The organism is Kitasatospora sp. NPDC048545 (assembly GCF_040651155.1).
Classification (GTDB): domain Bacteria; phylum Actinomycetota; class Actinomycetes; order Streptomycetales; family Streptomycetaceae; genus Kitasatospora.
Map to the genome: position 1 here is coordinate 1 of NZ_JBEZIQ010000099.1, position 19,653 is coordinate 19,653.

2 protein-coding genes are annotated in these 19,653 nt (G+C 76.3%); both read left to right on the top strand.

Going from position 1 to position 19,653, the window contains the following annotated elements; translation table 11 throughout:
- Positions 1–105 precede the first annotated feature (105 nt).
- Positions 106–13,881, top strand: a complete 13,776-nt coding sequence (locus tag AB0D10_RS44430) for an SDR family NAD(P)-dependent oxidoreductase (RefSeq protein ID WP_360268228.1) — start codon at positions 106–108, stop codon at positions 13,879–13,881.
- Between the two features lie 130 nt (positions 13,882–14,011).
- The coding region (locus AB0D10_RS44435) for a type I polyketide synthase (RefSeq protein WP_360268231.1) at positions 14,012–19,653 on the top strand (5,642 nt) is incomplete at its 3' end.

The window sequence follows — 19,653 nt, forward strand, 5'->3', positions numbered from 1 at the left end:
CGCCACGTCCGCGAGGCCGTCCGCTTCGCCGACGGCATCCGCACCCTCCACGCCGCCGGCGTCAACCGCTTCCTCGAACTCGGCCCCGACGGCGTGCTCACCGCCATGGCGGCCGAGTCGCTCCTCGCCGACGCGACCCTGGCCGCCGTCCTCCGCAAGGACCGTCCCGAGGAACCGGCTGTCCTGGAGGCCCTCGCCCGCCTGCACGTGACCGGCGCGCGCGTCGACTGGGCGGCGGTGCTCGCCGGGTCGGGTGGCCGTCGCGTCGACCTGCCCACGTACGCGTTCCAGCGGCAGCGCTACTGGCTGCCCGAACTCCGGCACCGCGACCCGGCCGTGCCCGCGGCCGACCCGGTCGAGGACGCGTTCTGGACGGCCGTCGAGTCGGGCGACCTGCGGGAGGCGTCGGCGGTCCTCGGGATCGAGGAGGAATCTGCCGAGGCCTCGCTGGACCACCTGCTGCCGGTCCTGGCCTCCTGGCGCGGGCAGCGGCGCCTGCTGAGCACGCTCGACGGCTGGACGTACGGGACGACCTGGGTGCCCGTCCGCGGCCTCACCGATGCCGTCCCGCAGGGTCGTTGGCTCGCCGTCCTGCCGGAGGGCGGGGCGGAGGACTGGCCCGAGGCCGTCCTCGACGCCCTCGCCGAGCGCGGCCTGCGGGTCGAGCGGGTGGCGGGCGCCGAGGCCCTGGGCGCTCTGCTCGCGGACGGCTCCGGCGAGCCGGTGGCCGGTGTCCTCTCCTTCCTCGCCGCCGAGGGCCGCCCGGACACCGAGTACCGCCTCGTTCCCCGGTACCTGCCCGCGACCGTCGAGCTGTTGCGCACCCTGGAAGCCGCCGGCGGTCCGGCTCGGCTCTGGTGCCTCACCCGGGGAGCCGTCGCGGCCGAGGGCGCCGACCGGGTGGCCGAGCCCGAGCAGGCACAGCTGTGGGGCCTCGGCCGGGTGGCTGCACTGGAGCACCCGCAGCGCTGGGGCGGCCTGATCGACCTGCCCGCCGGCCCCGACGCCCGCACTGCCGTCCGCCTGGCCGGCCTCCTCGCCCAGACCGCCGAAGACCAGCTCGCCCTGCGCGGCTCCGGCGCCCACGCCCGCCGCCTGACCCACCGCCACCTCCCGGCGGAGCCCGCCCGAGCGGCGCAGCCACAGCCCGCGCCGGAGGAACGGACCCCGGCGGGCGCGGAGCAGCCGGAGGCTCCGGGCGCATCCCCCGCACCGGACGCCCCCGCCGCCTGGGTCGCCCCCCAAGGCACCCTCCTCGTCACCGGTGGCACCGGCGCCCTGGGCGCACACGTCGCCCGCTGGCTGGCTCAGGCCGGTGCCCAACACCTCCTCCTCGTCGGGCGCCGTGGCGCCGAGGCCCCCGGTGCGCGGCAGCTGAGCGACGAGTTGGCCTCCCTCGGTGCCCGCGTCACCGTCGCCGCCTGCGACGTCGCCGACCGCGACGCGCTCGTCGCCCTCCTCGCCGCCGTGCCCGCCGAGTACCCGCTGTCCGGCGTCGTCCACGCCGCCGGTGTGCTCGACGACGGCGTGCTGGAAGGGCTCACGGCCGACCGGTTCGACGCCGTGCTCCGGGCCAAGGCCGTCAGCGCCCGCAACCTCCACGAGCTGACGGCCGGGCACGACCTCACCCTGTTCGTCCTGTTCTCCTCGATCACCGGTGTCATCGGCAACCCCGGCCAGGCCAACTACGCGGCCGCGAACGCCTACCTCGACGCCCTCGCCGAGTACCGCCGTGCCGCTGGGCTGCCCGCCACCTCCGTCGCCTGGGGCCCGTGGGCCGGCGGCGGCATGGCGGGGGACCACCCGGGCCTCACCGGGCGGATGCGGCGCAGCGGGCTCACCCCGATGGCCCCGGAGCGGGCCGTCGCCGCGCTGCGCCGGGTCCTGAGCGCCGATGCGTCCGGCCTCACCGTGGCCGACGTCGACTGGAGCGCCCTCGCCCCCGTGCTCACCGCCGCCCGGCCGAGTCCGCTGATCGCGGACCTGCCCGAGGTCCGTCGCCCGGTCCACCCGGAAGCCGGCGAAGCCGCCATCGATTCCCCGCCGGCCGAGCGACTGCGCGGCCGCACCGCCGACGAGCAGGAACGCCTGCTGCTGGGGCTCGTCCGCACCGAGGCCGCCGCCGTCCTCGGCCACGCCTCCTCCGCGACCGTCGACGCCACCCGGGCCTTCCGGGACCTCGGGTTCGACTCGCTGACCGCCGTCGAGCTGCGCAACCGCCTCACCGCCGCGACGGGCCTGAGCCTGCCCGCGACCCTGCTGTTCGACCATCCGACCCCGACCGCCGTCGCCGCGCACCTGCGCGCCGAGCTGGCAGGTACAGCCGAGGGCGAGATGTTCGCGGGCCCCGCCGTCGCCGCCGACGAGCCGATCGCGATCGTCGCGATGGCCTGCCGCTTCCCCGGCGGCATCGAGTCGCCGGAGGACCTCTGGCGACTGCTCGCCGAGGGACGGGACGCGGTGGGGCCGTTCCCGGCCGACCGCGGCTGGGACACCGACCGCCTGCACCACCCGGACCCGTCCCACGAGGGCACCAGCTACGTCGCCGAGGGCGCATTCGTCACCGGCGTCGCCGACTTCGACGCGGCCTTCTTCGGCATCTCCCCGCGAGAAGCCCTGGCCATGGACCCGCAGCAGCGGCTCCTGTTGGAGACCGTCTGGGAGGCCGTCGAGCGCTCCGGCATCGATCCCGGCACGCTCCACGGCTCCCGGACCGGCGTGTTCGTCGGCTCCAACTTCCAGGACTACCAGGTGCTGCTGGAAGCGGCCCGGGAGGGCGTGGCCGGCCACGTGATGACCGGCAACGCCGCGAGCGTGATCTCCGGCCGCATCGCCTACACCCTCGGCCTGGAGGGCCCGGCCGTCACCGTCGACACCGCGTGCTCGTCCTCCCTGGTCGCGCTCCACCTTGCCGCCCAGGCCCTGCGCCGGGGCGAGTGCTCGCTGGCGCTCGCGGGCGGTGTGACGGTGATGTCCACGCCGCAGGTGTTCGTCGAGTTCTCCCGGCAGCGCGGCCTGGCTGCCGACGGCCGGTGCAAGCCGTTCGCCGCCGCGGCGGACGGCACGGGCTGGGCCGAGGGCGTCGGCGTGCTGCTCGTCGAGCGGCTCTCGGACGCGCGGCGCAACGGGCACCCGGTGCTGGCCGTGGTGCGCGGCAGCGCCGTCAACCAGGACGGCGCCTCCAACGGCCTCACCGCGCCCAACGGCCCGTCGCAGCAGCGCGTGATCAGGGCGGCCCTGGCCGACGCCGGCCTGACGCCCGGTGAGGTGGACGCCGTCGAGGCGCACGGCACCGGCACCCGTCTCGGCGACCCGATCGAGGCCCAGGCCCTGCTCGCCGCCTACGGCCAGGACCGCGAACACCCGCTGCTCCTCGGCTCGGTGAAGTCCAACCTCGGCCACACCCAGGCTGCCGCGGGTGTCGCCGGCGTGATGAAGACCGTGCTCGCGATGCAGCACGGCGAGCTCCCGAAGTCCCTGCACATCGACGCCCCGACCGCGCAGGTCGACTGGACCGCCGGCGCCGTCGAGCTGCTGAGCGAGGCCCGCACGTGGCCCGGGACCGGACGGCCGCCACGTGCCGGCGTGTCCTCCTTCGGCCTCAGCGGCACCAACGCCCACGTGGTCCTCGAAGCGGCGCCCGCCCCCGAGCCGCTGCCCGACCGCCCGGTGGCCGACCGCCCGCTGCCGTGGCTGCTGTCCGCCCGGACGCCCGAGGCCGTGCGCGAGCAGGCCCGCCGTCTGGCCGCCCACGTCCGCGCGGCCGGGCCCGCCCTCGATGACGTCGCCCGCTCCCTCGTCACGACCCGCGCGGCCCTGGAGCACCGGGCCGCCGTCGTCGCGGCCGACCGGGCCGGGCTGCTGGACGGCCTGGACGCGCTCGCCGATGGCCGCGCCACGCCTGCCGTCCTGGAGGGACAGGCCGCAGGGGAGGGCGCACCGGTGTTCGTCTTCCCCGGCCAGGGCTCCCAATGGGTCGGCATGGCGGTGGAACTCCTGGACACCGCACCGGTGTTCGCGCAGCGCTTCGCCGAGTGCGCGGCGGCCCTGGAGCCGTTCACCGACTGGTCGGCAACCGACGTCCTGCGCGGCGAACCCGGTGCGCCCGGCTTCGACCGGGTCGACGTCGTGCAGCCCGTGCTGTTCGCCGTCATGGTGTCGCTCGCCGAACTGTGGCGCGCGCACGGCGTCGAACCCGCCGCCGTGCTCGGCCACTCGCAGGGCGAGATCGCCGCCGCCTGCGTGGCCGGCGCGCTGTCCCTGGACGACGCCGCCCGCGTCGTGGCCCTGCGCAGCCGGGCGATCCGGCGGCTCGCGGGCCTCGGCGGCATGGTCTCGGTGGCCGAGCCGGTCGCCGCCGTCCGCGAGCGTGTCGCACGCTGGGACGAGCGTATCTCCGTCGCCGCCGTCAACGGCCCCGGCTCGGTGGTGGTCTCGGGCGACCCCGAGGCCCTGGAGGAGCTGATCGCCGACTGCGAGCGGACCGACGTGCGAGCCCGCCGAATCCCCGTCGACTACGCCTCGCACTCCGCGCACGTCGAGCGCATCGAGAACGAGCTGCTCGACCTCCTCGCGCCGATCGCCCCGCGCACCGCCGACGTCCCGTTCTGCTCGACCGTCACCGGCGCCGTGATCGACACCGCCGGGCTGGACGCCGCCTACTGGTACCGCAACCTGCGCCACACCGTGGAGTTCGAGCAGGCCACCCGCACCCTGCTGGCCGCGGGCCACCGGGTGTTCGTCGAGGTCAGTCCGCACCCCGTGGTGACCACCGGCATCCAGGAGACGATCGAGGACAGCGGCCTGCCCGCGGCCGCCCTCGGAACGCTGCGCCGCGACGAGGGCGGCCGCGGCCGCTTCCTCCTCGCCCTCGCCGACGCCCGCAACCACGGCGCCCGGGTGAACTGGGACCTCCTGTTCGCCGGTACCGGCGCGCGCGCCACCGAGCTGCCGACGTACCCGTTCCAGCGGCAGCGCTACTGGCCGCGTCCGGGCGGGACGGGCGGCGACGTCACCACGGCCGGCCTGGCCGCGCCGGAGCACCCGCTGCTCGGCGCCGCCGTCGAACTCGCCCAGGGCGGCGGGCTGGTGGCCACCGCCCGCTGGTCGCTGCACACCCACCCGTGGCTCGCGGACCACGCCGTCGCCGGTGCCGTCGTCGTCCCCGGTGCCGCGCTGGTCGAGGCGGTCGTCCGGGTCGGCGACGAGCTCGGCTGCGGGCGCATCGAGGAACTGACCCTGCACGCGCCCGTCCTGCTGCCCGAGGGCGGCGCGGTCCGGGTGCAGATCGAGGTCGGAGCCCCGGACGGCACGGGCCTGCGCCCCGTCGCCCTGCACACACGCCCGGCGGACGCGGACGCGCCCGAGGGCTGGACCCTCCACGGGGACGGCAAGCTGGGCGCCGCCGGGGCCGAGCCGGAGCCGGCGGCCACCGCTTGGCCGCCCGTCGGAGCCGAGCCGATCGACGTCAGCGGCTTCTACCCGGGCCTGCGCGAGGACGGCTACGGCTACGGCCCGGTGTTCCAGGGCGTGCGCGCGGCCTGGCGCCTCGGCACCGCCGTCCACGCCGAGGTGGAGCTGCCCGAGCCGGCCCGCCCCGACGCCGCCCGCTACGGCCTGCACCCGGCCCTGCTCGACGCCGCCCTGCACCCGGCCGGGCTCGGCCCGCTGCAGGGCCGCCCCGGGCTGCCGTTCGCCTGGACCGGCGTCACGCTCCACGCCGCCGGGGCCACCGCACTGCGGGTGACGCTCACCCCGGCGGGCCCCGACGCGGTGTCCGTCGTGATGGCCGACCCGACCGGCCGTGTGGTGGCCGCCGTCGAGGCCCTGGCGGTGCGCCCGCTCGCCGAGGGCGCCCTCGACCCGGCCGCCCGGGTGGCGCGCGAGGCGCTCTTCCACCTGGACTGGCCGGCCCTGACCCTCCCCGAGCCCGGGCCGGGCCCCGCCCGCTGGACCGTCCTCGGCGAGCCGCCCGCCCACGCGGCGGCCCTCACCGAGGCGGGCGTCACCCTCGACGCCGACGCGGACGTCACGCTCGTCGAACTCAGCGGCGACGAACCACTCGACGCCCTCGACCACGCCCTCGCCGTCCTCCGGACGTGGCTCGCCGACGACCGCCCCGACGCCACCCTGCTCGTGACCACCCGCCGCGCGGTCGCCGCCGACTCCGCCGAGGACGTCCACGACCTGCCCGCCGCCGCCGTGCACGGCTTGGTCCGCTCCGCCCAGAGCGAGCACCCCGGCCGCATCGTCCTCGCCGACCTGGACGACGACCCGGCCTCCTGGCGCACGCTGCCCGCCGCGTTCGCCACCGGGGAACCCCGGCTCGCCCTGCGCCACGGTACCGCCCACGTCCCCCGCCTGGCCCGTGCCCACACCGCCGAGCCGCTGCCCGTGCCCGACGGTCCGTGGCGCCTCGACATCCGCACCAAGGGCACCGTCGACAACCTCGAACTCCTGCCGAGCCCCGACGCGGCCGCGCCGCTCGCCGAGGGCGAGGTCCGGATCGAGGTCCGCGCCGCAGGCCTCAACTTCCGCGACGTCCTCCACAGCCTCGACATGTACCCGGGGGGCGCGCGCCTCCTCGGCTCCGAGGCGGCCGGCATCGTCCGCGAACTCGGCCCCGGCGTCACCGGACTCGCCGTCGGCGACCGGGTGATGGGCATGGTGCCGGGCGGCTTCGGCCCGCTCGCCGTCACCGACCACCGCCTGCTCGCCCGCGTCCCGCAGGGCTGGACCTTCGCCCAGGCCGCGTCCGTCCCCGTCGTCTTCCTCACCGCCTACTACGCCCTGCGCGACCTCGCGGATCTCCAGGCCGGCGAACGCCTCCTCGTCCACGCCGCGACCGGCGGCGTGGGCATGGCCGCCACCCAGCTCGGCCGCCTCTGGGGCGCCCAGGTCTACGGCACCGCGAGCGAGGCCAAGCAGCACCTGCTGCGCGCGGACGGCCTGCCCGACACCGCCATCGCGTCCTCCCGCACGCTCGACTTCGAGGAGCGCTTCCGCACCTCCACCGGCGGCGAAGGCGTCGACGTCGTGCTCAACTCCCTCACGGGGGAGTACGTCGACGCCTCCCTGCGCCTGCTGGGGCCCGGCGGGCGGCTGATCGAGATGGGCAAGACCGACGTCCGAGACGCCGACGAGGTCGCCGCCGCCCACGGCGGCGCCCGCTACCGCGCCTTCGACCTCCAGGAGGCCGGGCCCGAGCGGATCGGGCAGATCCTCGCCGACCTGGTCGACCTCTTCGAACAGGGCGTCCTGCGAGCGCTCCCGCTCACCTGCTGGGACGTCGCCCGCGCCCGCGAGGCCTTCCGTCACATGGCCCAGGCCCGGCACACCGGCAAGATCGTCCTCACCGTCCCGCGCCCCTGGGACCGCGACGGCACCGTCCTCATCACCGGCGGCACCGGCACCCTCGGCGGCGAGCTCGCCCGCCACCTGGTCACGGCGCGCGGCGTGCGGCACCTGCTGCTCGCCGGCCGCAGCGGCCCCGAAGCCCCCGGCGCGGCGGCCCTCGCCGAGGAGCTGACCGCCCTGGGTGCCGAGGTCACCGTCGCCGCCTGCGACACCGCCGACCGCGACGCCCTGGCCGCCCTGCTGGCCGCCGTGCCCGACGATCACCCACTCACCGCCGTCGTCCACGCGGCCGGCGTCCTCGACGACGGCGTCGTCGAAGGCCTGACGGCGGACCGGCTCGCCGCCGTGCTGCGCCCCAAGGCCGAAGCCGCCCGCCACCTGCACGAGCTCACCCACGGCCTGGACCTCGCCGACCTCGTCCTCTTCTCCTCCGCCGCCGGCGTGTTCGGCTCGCCCGGCCAGGGCAACTACGCCGCCGCCAACGCCTGGCTCGACGCCCTCGCCCAGCACCGCCGGGTCAACGGCCTGCCCACCACCTCGCTGGCCTGGGGTCTGTGGGCGCAGGCCAGCACGATGACCGCCCATCTCGACGCGACCGACCGGACCCGCGCCGAGCAGTCCGGCGCGCTCACCCTCAGCACCCCCGACGGCCTCGCCCTGTTCGACGCCGCCCTCGCCGCCCACCGCGCGCTCCTGGTGCCCGTCCGCCTCGACACCGCCGCGCTGCGCACCCGCGGCGCGGCCGAACTCCCCGCGCTCCTGCGCTCCCTGGTCCGCGCCCCGGCCCGCCGCACCGCGCAGACCGGGCCCGCCGCCGACGGGCTGCGCGCCCGACTGGCCGCGCTCACCCCGGCCGACCGGCACGCGGTGCTGCTCGACCTGGTGAGCGGGTGCACCGCCACGGTCCTCGGCCACTCCACGGCCGACCAGGTCCACGCCGCACGGCCGTTCCGTGACCTCGGGCTCGACTCGCTGACCGCCGTCGAGCTGCGCAACCGCCTCAACACCGCGACCGGCCTGCGCCTGCCCGCGACCCTGGTGTTCGACCACCCCACCCCCGGCGCGCTCGCCGAGCACCTGGCGGACGGCCTCACCGGCCGCCTCCCGGGCACCGCCGAGGGGACCACCATCAGGACCGCCGCCGACGAGCCGATCGCGATCGTCGGCATGGCCTGCCGCTTCCCCGGGGGCGTCCGGACTCCCGAGGACCTGTGGACCCTGCTGTCCACCGGCACCGACGCCGTCGCCGGCTTCCCGACCGACCGTGGCTGGGACCTCGACCGGCTCTACGAGGGCATCCCCGACCACCCTGACTCCTCCCGCACCCGCGAGGGCGGATTCCTCGCCGACGCCGCCGGGTTCGACGCCGCCTTCTTCGGCGTCAGCCCCAACGAGGCCCTCGCCATGGACCCGCAGCAGCGGCTCCTGCTGGAGACCTCGTGGGAGGCCCTCGAACGCGCCGGCATCGACCCCGGCACGCTGCGCGGCAGCCGCACCGGCGTGTTCGCCGGCCTGTCCTCCAGCGACTACCTCGACCGGGTCGGCCACGTCCCCGAGGACGCCGCCCCCTACGTCAGCACCGGCAACGCCGTCAGCGTCGTCTCCGGCCGCGTCGCCTACACGCTCGGTCTGGAGGGCCCGGCCGTCACCGTCGACACCGCCTGCTCGTCGTCCCTGGTGGCGCTCCACCTCGCGATCCGCTCGCTGCGCGCCGGCGAGTGCACGCTCGCCCTCACGGGCGGCGTCACCGTGATGTCAACGCCGGTCATCCCGGCCGACTTCGCCCGCCAGCGCGGCCTGGCCGCCGACGGCCGCTGCAAGCCCTTCGCCGACGCCGCCGACGGCACCGGCTTCTCCGAGGGCGTCGGCGTGCTGCTCGTCGAGCGGCTCTCGGACGCCGAGCGCAACGGGCACCCGGTGCTGGCCATCGTGCGCGGCTCCGCCGTCAACCAGGACGGCGCCAGCAACGGGCTCAGCGCCCCCAACGGCCCGTCCCAGCAGCGGGTGATCCGCGCCGCCCTGGCCGACGCCGGCCTGACACCCGCCCAGGTGGACGCCGTCGAGGCACACGGCACCGGTACGCGCCTCGGCGACCCGATCGAGGCCCAGGCCCTGCTCGCCGCCTACGGCCAGGACCGCGAACACCCGCTCCTCGTCGGTTCGGTGAAGTCCAACCTCGGCCACACCCAGGCCGCGGCGGGCGTCGCCGGCGTCATGAAGACCGTGCTCGCCCTGCGGCACGCCGCCCTCCCGCAGAGCCTGCACCTCGACCGGCCCACCAGGCACGTCGACTGGACACAGGGTGAGGTCGACCTGCTCACCGAGGCGCGCGACTGGCCCGCCACCGGACGGCCCCGCCGCGCCGGCGTCTCCTCCTTCGGCCTCAGCGGCACCAACGCCCACGTCGTCCTCGAACAGGCCCCGGACCAGGAGCCCGACGAGGCCCCCGCGCCCGAGCGCCCCGCCCTGTCCTGGCTGCTCTCGGCCCGCAGCGCCGAGGCCCTGCGCGGCCAGGCCCGCGCCCTGCTCGGCCACCTCGACGGCAACGCCGCCGCACCGCTCGACCTCGCCCACTCCCTCGCCACCGGCCGCGCCCTGCTGGAGCACCGCGCCGCCGTCGTCGGCACGGGCGTCGAGGACCTGCGCGCCGGCCTCGCCGCGCTCGCCGACGGGACCCCCGCCCCGGGCGTCGTGACCGGCCGGCACGCCGCCGGACGCGACCGCAGGGTCGTCCTCGTCTTTCCCGGCCAGGGCTCCCAGTGGTCCGGCATGGGCACCGAACTGCTCGACACCTCACCGGAGTTCGCCGAACGGATCGCCGCCTGCGAACAAGCCCTAGCCCCCTGGACGGACTGGTCGCTCGGCGCCGTCCTGCGCGGCGACCCCGACGCGCCGTCGCTCGACCGCGTCGACGTCGCCCAGCCCGCGCTGTGGGCCACCATGATCGGCCTTGCCGCCTGCTGGCAGGCCCACGGCGTCACCCCCGCCGCCGTCCTCGGCCACTCCCAGGGTGAGATCGCCGCCGCCTGCGTGGCCGGCGCGCTCTCCCTGGAGGACGGCGCGAAGGTCGTCGCCCTGCGCAGCCAGGCCATCGCCCGCGGCCTCTCCGGCCACGGCGGCATGGTGTCGGTGCCACAGGCCCACGCCGACGTCCTCGCCCGCATCGCGCCCTACGGCGGCCGGATCTCGGTGGCCGCCGCCAACGGCCCGGCCGGTGTCGTCGTCTCCGGCGAGCCCGACGCCCTCGACGACCTCCTGACCGACTGCGCCCGTGACGGCGTCCGGGCCAAGCGCATCCCCGTCGACTACGCCTCCCACTCCGCCCAGGTCGAACGCATCGAGGACGCCCTCCTCGCCGAACTCGCCGGGCTGACCACGCGGGAGGCCCGCATCCCGTTCTTCTCCACCGTCACCGCCGACTGGCTCGGCGACACCCCGCTCGACGCCGGCTACTGGTACCGGAACCTGCGGCAGACCGTCCGCCTGGAGGAGTCCGTCCGCGCCCTGCTCACCCAGGGCCACGACGCCTTCCTCGAATGCAGCCCGCACCCCGTGCTCGCCATGGCCGTCGAGGACACCGCGGCCGACGCGGGCGCCCAGGCCGTCGTGCTCGGCACCGTCCGGCGCGAGGACGGCGGCCCGGCCCGGCTGCTGACCTCCCTCGCCGAGGCCCATGTGCGCGGTGTACGGATCGACTGGCGGCCCGCACTCGCCGGCGGCCGGCCCGTCGACCTGCCCACCTACGCCTTCCAGCGCCGCCGCTACTGGCTCGCCCAGGACACCGCCCGCACGGGCGCGCCCCTCGACCCCTGCGGGCTGGACCGCGCCGTCCGCCTCGCGGACTCCGACACCGTGCTGCTCACCGGCCGGATCGGCACCGCGACCCACCCGTGGACGGCCGACCACCGCGTGCGCGGCACCGTCGTCGTCCCGGGCACCGCGCTGCTCGACTGGGCCGTGCGGGCCGGCGACGAGGCCGGCTGCCCGACCGTCGCCGAGCTCACCGAGCTCACCCCGCTGACCCTGCCCGACCGCGGCACCGTCGACCTCCAGCTCACCGCGGGACCGGCAGCCGCCGGCGGCCGACGGGCCCTCACCATCCACGCCCGCTCGACCGGCGCGCCCGACGACACCCCGTGGACCCGCCATGCCACCGGCACCCTGACCGGCGGCGACACCACCGGCACGCCGCTCACGGACTGGCCGCCGCGCGAGGCCACGGCGGTGGAGGCGGCGGAAGGCGCCGAGTACGGCGAGCGCTTCCGTACCGTCCGGGCACGGTGGCGGCGCGGCGACGAACTGTTCGCCGAGGTCGCCCTGCCCGAGGAGCACCGCACCGAGACGGCCGACTTCCGCGTCCACCCCGGCCTGCTCCAAGCCCTGCTCGCCGCCCTCCCGGACGGCACCGACCCCGTCCAGCCCGCCGACTGGCGCGGCGTCACCGTCCACGCCACCGGCGCCGCGCTGCTCCGGGTCCGGCTGACCCCGGCCGCCGACGGCAGCCACGCGCTGACCGCGGCCGACGCCGACGGAGCCCCGGTGCTCACCGCCGAGGCCGTCACGCTCCGCCCGATCGCGGCCGAGCACCGCGCCCCGGCGGCCGACCCGCTCTACGCAGTCGCCTGGACGCCGGTCGACGCTCGTGCCGGCCACGGCGGTGACCTCGCCGTCCTGGGCCGGGACGACGCGCTCGCCGCCGCCCTCGGCGCCCGCGCCTACGCCGACCTCGCCGAGCTCACCGCCTCCCTCGACGCCGGCGAGCCCGTCCCCGGCACCGTCGTCCACCGCCTCACCGCGGCCGACGACGGCGACCCCGTCGCCTCCGCGCACCGCGCCGTTCGGGCCGCACACAGCCTCGCCCGCGCCTGGCTCGGCGCACCGCGCCTCGCCGACGCCCGCCTCGCCCTGCTCACCCACGGCGCCGAGGGCGCGGCCCCCGGCGAGGCCATCACCCTCGCCCAGGCCGCCGCCCACGGACTCATCCGCTCCGCCCAGTCCGAGAACCCCGGTCGGTTCCTCCTCGTCGACCTCGACGGCCACCCGGCCTCCGACGCCGCCCTGCGCACCGCCCTCGCCGTCCCCGACGAGCCGCGCCTGGCCGTTCGCGGCGGCGAGGTGACGGCGCCCCGGCTGCGCCCGTTGAACGGCGCCGGGGACGGCCGGGTGTGGTCCTGGAACCCGGACGGCACCGTCCTGATCACCGGCGGCACCGGCACCCTCGGCGCCCTCGTCGCCCGCCACCTCGTCACCGAACACGGCGTGCGCCACCTCCTGCTCACCGGCCGGCGCGGCCCGGACGCCCCCGGTGCGGCCGAGCTTCTCGCCGACCTGGCGGCCCTCGGCGCCGACGCCCGCGTCGCCGCCTGCGACACCGCCGACCGCGCCGCCGTCGACGCGCTCCTCGCCACCGTCCCCGACGAGCACCCGCTCACCGGCGTCGTCCATGCGGCCGGGGTCCTGCACGACGGGCTGCTCGAAAGCCTGACCGACGACCGGATCACCGAGGTGCTGCGTCCCAAGGTCGACGGCGGGTGGAACCTCCACGAAGCGACCCGGCACCTGGACCTCTCCGCCTTCGTTCTGTTCTCCTCCTTCGCCGCCACGGCCGGCGGCCCCGGCCAGGCCAACTACGCCGCCGCCAACGCCTTCCTCGACGCCCTCGCCCACCGCCGCCGGGTCGAAGGCCGCCCGGCCGCCGCCCTCGCGTGGGGATACTGGGGAGAATCGAGTGGAATGACGTCCACGCTGGATGCCGTGGACATCGCCCGCTTCGCGCGTTCCGGCATGCTGCCACTCACGGCCGGCCAGGGCCTCGCCCTGCTCGACGCCGCGAGCGGCATCGACCGACCGCACCTGGTACCCGTCCGGCTCGACCGGCACGCCCTTGCCGCGGCCGGCGCGCCGCCGCTGTTCGCCGAGCTCGCGCCCCGCCGCGCCGCTGCCAGGCCCACCGCCGCCGGCCCGGCCGGGAGCGCGGCGGACGGCGGCGACCGGGGCGTCCTGGACCGGTTGCCCGGACTCGCCGCCGCCCAACAGGAGAAGCTGCTGCTGGACGTCGTCGTCGGACACCTCGCCGCCGTCCTCGGCCACGGCTCACCCGAGGCCGTCGAACCCGAGCGCGGCTTCCTCGACCTCGGCATGTCCTCCCTGACCGCCGTCGAGCTGCGCAACCGACTCAACGCCGAACTCGGCCTGCGGCTGCCCACCACGACGATCTTCGACCACCCGTCGCCCACCGCCCTCGCCGGGCGGCTGCGCGACCTGGTCGGTGCGCCCACGGGCACGGCGGCCCCGGCCCGGCCCGTCTTCGCCGAACTCGACGACCTGGAGACGGCGCTTTCCGCCACCGCACTGGACGCCGACTCCCGCACCCGGCTCCTCGCCCGCCTCAAGAGCCTCCAGTGGCGGCTCGACGGCGACCCGGACGGGCCGACCGCCGCCGCGGACGGGCCGGACGACGCGCTCGACGACACCACCGACGACGAGATGTTCGACCTGATCGACCGCGAACTCGGACTCGCCTGAGGACCGGACCGAGGCTCCCGGCCCCGGGGCACCCGCCCCGGGCTGCCCGGCCGAAGCCGTCCCGCCCGACGCGACCCGCCCGCCGCCCGCGGACCCGTACCACCCTTCCGAACTGCGAGGTTTCCCACCCATGGCCAGCACGTCCGAGGACAAGCTCCGCGACTACCTCAAGAAGGTCACCGCGGACCTGCGGCGCACGAAGCTGCGCCTGGAGTCCGTCGAGGCGAGGGACGCCGAGCCGATCGCGATCATCGGGATGGCCTGCCGCTACCCCGGCGGCGTCCGAACTCCGGAGGACCTCTGGCGGCTCGTCGCCGACGGCGCCGACGCCATCGGTGACCTCCCGGAAGACCGTGGATGGGACACCGGGGGCCTCTACGACCCCACCCCCGGCACGCCCGGCAAGAGCTACGTGCGCCACGGCGGGTTCGTCGACGGCGTCGCCGACTTCGACGCCGAGCTCTTCGGCATCGCCCCCCGCGAGGCCCTCGCCATGGACCCGCAGCAGAGGCTCCTGCTCGAATCCGCCTGGGAGGCCATCGAACGCGCCAGGATCGCCCCCGCCGCCCTGCGCGGCAGCGACACCGGCGTGTTCATCGGCGGCGCCGACACCGACTACGGCTCCCTCGCCCGGCAGGCCGAGGAGACCGAGGGCCACCTCCTCACCGGCGGAGCCGTCAGCGTCCTCTCCGGCCGCATCGCCTACACCCTCGGGCTGGAGGGCCCGGCCGTCACCGTCGACACCGCGTGCTCCTCCGCCCTCGTCGCCCTCCACCTCGCGGTCCGCGCGCTGCGCGCCGGCGAGTGCTCGATGGCCGTCGCCGGCGGCGTCGCCGTCATGCCGACCACCCGGCTGTTCACCGAGTTCTCCCGCCAGCGCGGCCTCGCCCCCGACGGGCGCTGCAAGCCCTTCGCGGAAGCGGCGGACGGCACCTCCTGGGCGGAGGGTGTCGGCGTCCTGCTCGTCGAGCGGCTCTCGGACGCCCGGCGCCTGGGCCACGAGGTCCTCGCCGTCGTCCGCGGCACCGCCGTCAACCAGGACGGTGCCAGCAGTCGGCTGACCGCCCCCAACGGACCCTCCCAGCAGCGGGTCATCCGCGCCGCCCTCGCCAACGCCCGGCTCACCACCGACCAGGTCGACGCGGTCGAGGCCCACGGCACCGGCACGACCCTCGGCGACCCGATCGAGGCCCAGGCGCTGCTGGCGACGTACGGGCAGGACCGACCGGCCGACCGGCCGCTCTACCTCGGCGGCGTCAAGTCGAACATCGGCCACGCCCAGGCGGCGGCCGGAGTCGCGGGTGTCATCAAGACCGTCATGGCATTGCGTGCCGGGGTGCTGCCGGCCACCCTGCACGTCGACGAGCCGTCCTCGCACGTGGACTGGACGGCAGGCGCCGTCGAACTGCTGACGGAGGCCCGCGCCTGGCCGGAGACCGGCCGACCGCGCCGGGCCGGCGTCTCGGCGTTCGGCATCAGCGGAACGAACGCCCACGTGGTCCTGGAGCAGGCGGACGAGGCCGTGGCGGAGAAGCCTGCGGAGGCTGCCCCGGTCCCGGCCGTCGTGCCGTGGGTGCTGAGCGGCCGGACGCCGGACGCGCTGCGCGACCAGGCCGCCCGCCTGCGCGACGTCGCGGCGGGCCTGCCGGCCGCGGACGTCGCGGCGGCGCTGGCCACGAGCCGGTCGATGCTCAACCACCGCGCTGTGGTCATCGGTTCGGACCGGGACTCGCTGCTGCGTGGGCTCGGCGCGTTGGAGGCGGGCTCGGGCGGGGCCGTCGAGGGAGCGGTCCGGAGCGGCGGGACGGCGTTCCTGTTCTCGGGGCAGGGGTCGCAGCGGCTGGGGATGGGGCGGGAGTTGTACACCCGTTTCCGGGTGTTCGCGGAGGCGTTCGACGCGGTGTGCGCGGAGCTGGATCCGGGCTTGCGCGAGGTGATGTGGGGTGCGGACGAGGAGTTGCTGAACCGGACGGAGTTCGCCCAGGCCGGGTTGTTCGCGGTCGAGGTGGCGCTGTTCCGGCTGGTGGAATCCCTGGGTGTGCGGCCGGAGTTCATGGCCGGGCACTCGATCGGTGAGGTGGCGGCCGCGCACGTGGCCGGGGTGTTCTCGCTGGCGGACGCCTGCACGCTGGTGAGCGCCCGCGGCCGTCTGATGCAGGCGTTGCCGGCGGGCGGTGCGATGCTGGCGGTGCAGGCGACCGAGGACGAAGTCCTTCCATTGGTCGGTGAGTTCGTTTCGATCGCGGCCGTCAACGGCTCGACGTCGGTCGTCGTGTCCGGCGCGGAGGAGGCCGTCGAGGCGATCCGCGCGCACTTCGCCGACCGCAAGACGACGCGGCTGCGGGTCTCGCACGCGTTCCATTCGCCGCTGATGGATCCGATGCTGGAGGACTTCCGTACGGTCCTTGACGGGCTGACGTACCACGCGCCGTCGATCCCGCTGGTCTCCAACCTGACCGGCGACCTGGCGGAGGGCCTGACGTCGCCCGACTACTGGGTGCGCCACGTCCGCGAGGCCGTCCGCTTCGCCGACGGCATCCGCACCCTCCACGCCGCCGGCGTCAACCGCTTCCTCGAACTCGGCCCCGACGGCGTCCTCACCGCGCTCGCGGCCACCTCCCTCTCCGGGGACAGCGTCCTGGCCGCCGTCCTCCGCAAGGACCGGGCCGAAGACACGAGCGTCCTGACCGCGCTTGCGCGCCTGCACGTCACCGGCGCCCACGTCGACTGGGCCGCCCTCCTCGCCGGGACCGGTGCCCGCACCGTGGAAGTGCCCACGTACGCGTTCCAGCACCGGCACTACTGGCCGGCGGTCACGCTCGCGCGCGGCGGCGACGTCCGGCTCGCGGGGCTTGGTGCTGCCGAGCACCCGCTGCTGGGCGCGGCCGTCGAGCTCGTCAACACGGACGGCTACCTGTTCACCGGTCGGCTGTCGGCCCGTTCGCACGGGTGGCTCGCGGACCACGTCGTCATGGGCTCGGTCCTGGTGCCGGGCACGGCTCTGGTCGAGCTGGCGGTGCGGGCCGGGGACGAGGTCGGCTGCGATCTGGTCGAGGAGCTGACGCTGGCCGCGCCGCTCGTCCTGCCCGACCGGGGCGGCGTGCGGGTGCAGGTGTGGGTCGGTGAGCCGGACGCGTCCGGGCGGCGTGCGCTCACGATGCACGGCCGGCCGGACGACGCGGACGGGACGGACTGGACCCTCCACGCGAGCGGTGTGCTGGGCTCGGGCGCGGTGCCCGTGGCGTTCGACGCGGCCGTGTGGCCGCCGGCCGGGGCCGAGGCTGTCGACCTGACCGGGCTGTACGAGGGCCTGGCGGAGGCCGGGTTCGAGTACGGGCCGGCGTTCCGGGGCCTGCGGGCGGCCTGGCGGCGCGCGGACGAGGTCTTCGCGGAGGTCGCCCTGCCCGAGGGGACTGACGGCAGTGGCTTCGGCCTGCACCCGGCGCTGTTCGACGCCTGCCTCCACGCGTTCGCGCTGACCGGGTCCGACGAGCGCGGCGTGCCATTCGCGTGGGAGGACGTGGCGCTGCACGCCTCCGGCGCGTCATCGGTCCGGGTGCGGCTGACGCCGTCGGCGGGCGCTGGGGTGTCGCTCGCGATCGCCGACACGGAGGGGAACCCGGTGGCGACCGTCGGGTCGCTGGTCGTGCGCCCGGTGTCGGCGGGCGAGGCGGGCCCGGTGGGCCGGGACGGGTTGTTCCGGGTGGACTGGGTGCCGGTGAAGACGGCTGCTGCGACGGAGTTCGTGGTGGTGGAGTCGCTGGCGGAGGTGCCGGCGGACGTGCCGCCGGTAGTGGTGATCGAGACGGCCGCCGATGAGGTGCACGCGCGGACGGCCAGCGTGCTGGGCCTGGTGCAGGGCTGGCTGGCGGAGGAGCGTTTCGCGGCCTCGCGTCTGGTGTTCGTGACGCGCGGTGTGGTGGCGGGCGAGGACCTGGCCGGTGCAGCGGTGTGGGGTCTGGTGCGGTCGGCGATGTCGGAGGAGCCGGGCCGGTTCGGCCTGGTGGATCTGGCGGGTTCGGAAGAACTACCGCCCGCCGTCCTGGGTTTGGACGAGCCGGAGTTGCTGGTCCGTGACGGTGAGGTCCTGGCCGCTCGTCTGGTGCGGACGGAGGCCGCGGCCGGAGCGGTGGTGTGGCCGAGTGGCGGCACGGTCCTGATCACCGGCGGTACGGGAGGTCTCGGCAAGGTCGTGGCCCGGCACCTGGCGACCGAGCACGGCGTGCGCAGCCTGCTGCTGGTGAGCCGCCGGGGCACGGATGCCGAGGGCGTCGACGCGCTGCTCGCCGAGTTGGCTGCGCTCGGCGCAGAGGTGGCGGTCGAGGCCTGTGACGTGGCCGATGAGGCCGCTGTTGCCGAGCTGTTCGCCCGGCACGAGATCCGCGCGGTCGTCCACACGGCGGGGGTGCTCGACGACGGTGTGATCGGCTCGCTGACCCCCGAGCGTGTCTCCGCCGTCCTGCGTCCGAAGGCGGACGCGGCGTGGAACCTGCACCGGGCCGGCGAGGACGTCGAGGTGTTCGTTCTCTTCTCCTCCGTCGCCGGCACGTTCGGCAGTGCGGGCCAGGCCGCCTATGCGGCGGGCAACGCCTGTCTGGACGCCCTGGCGGTCCACCGCCGCTCGCTCGGCCTGCCCGCCGTCTCGCTGGCCTGGGGCCCCTGGTCCGATGTGGCCGGAATGACCGGCACCCTCACCGACGCCGAGGCCGAGCGCATCGCCCGGCTCGGCCTGTCGGCCATCTCCCCGGAGCAGGGCGTCGCGCTCTTCGACGCCGGGCTCGCCACCGGACACCCGGCCGTTCTGCCGGTCCGCCTCGACCTCGCGGCGATGGCCGCGCACGGCGAGGTGCCCGCCCTGCTGCGCGGCATGGTGCGGGGCCGCGTGCGACGCGCCGTCGTCGCCGGTTCGGCTGTGTCGGCGGGCCTGGCGCAGCGCCTGTCCGGCCTGGGGGGCGACGAGCGGCGGGCGGCCGGCCTGGACCTGGTACGCGACCAGATCGCGCTCGTGCTGGGCCACGACGCCGGCTCGGCGGTCGATCCGTCGAAGGCGTTCCAGGACCTCGGCTTCGACTCGCTGACGGCGGTCGAACTGCGCAACCGGCTCAAGTCGGTGACCGGTCTCCAGCTGCCGGCCACCGTCGTGTTCGACTACCCGACCGCCCAGGCACTCGCCGGCTTCCTGCTGGAGCGCCTGTTCGGCACCGAGGGCGTCGTCCACGTCCCCGAGGCGCTGCCGTCGCTGTCGGACGACCCGATCGTGATCGTCGGGATGGCCTGCCGCTACCCGGGTGGCGTCGAGTCGCCGGAGGACCTGTGGCGGCTGGTGGCCGACGGCGTGGACGCGGTGTCCGGCTTCCCGACGGACCGCGGCTGGGACGTCGGGACCCTCTACGACCCGGACCCGGACCACGTCGGGACCTCCTACACGCGCTCCGGCGGATTCCTGCACACCGCCGGGGAGTTCGACCACGAGTTCTTCGGGATGAGCCCGCGCGAGGCGCTGGCGACGGACGCGCAGCAGCGCCTGCTGCTGGAGACCTCGTGGGAGGCCTTCGAGCGGGCCGGGATCGACCCGGTGACGCTGCGCGGCAGCCGGACGGGCGTCTTCGCGGGCGTGATGTACGCCGACTACGCGAGCCTGCTGGGCGGTGGTGAGTTCGAGGGGCACCAGGGCAGTGGCAGCGCGGGAAGCGTGGCCTCGGGCCGCGTCTCGTACACGCTCGGCCTGGAGGGGCCGGCGGTGACCGTCGACACGGCGTGTTCCTCCTCCCT

What these genes read in the sequence shown, in the direction of transcription:
- AB0D10_RS44430 (WP_360268228.1), top strand. Translation starts at nt 106, where the DNA reads ATGGCGGCCGAGTCGCTCCTCGCCGACGCGACCCTGGCCGCCGTCCTC.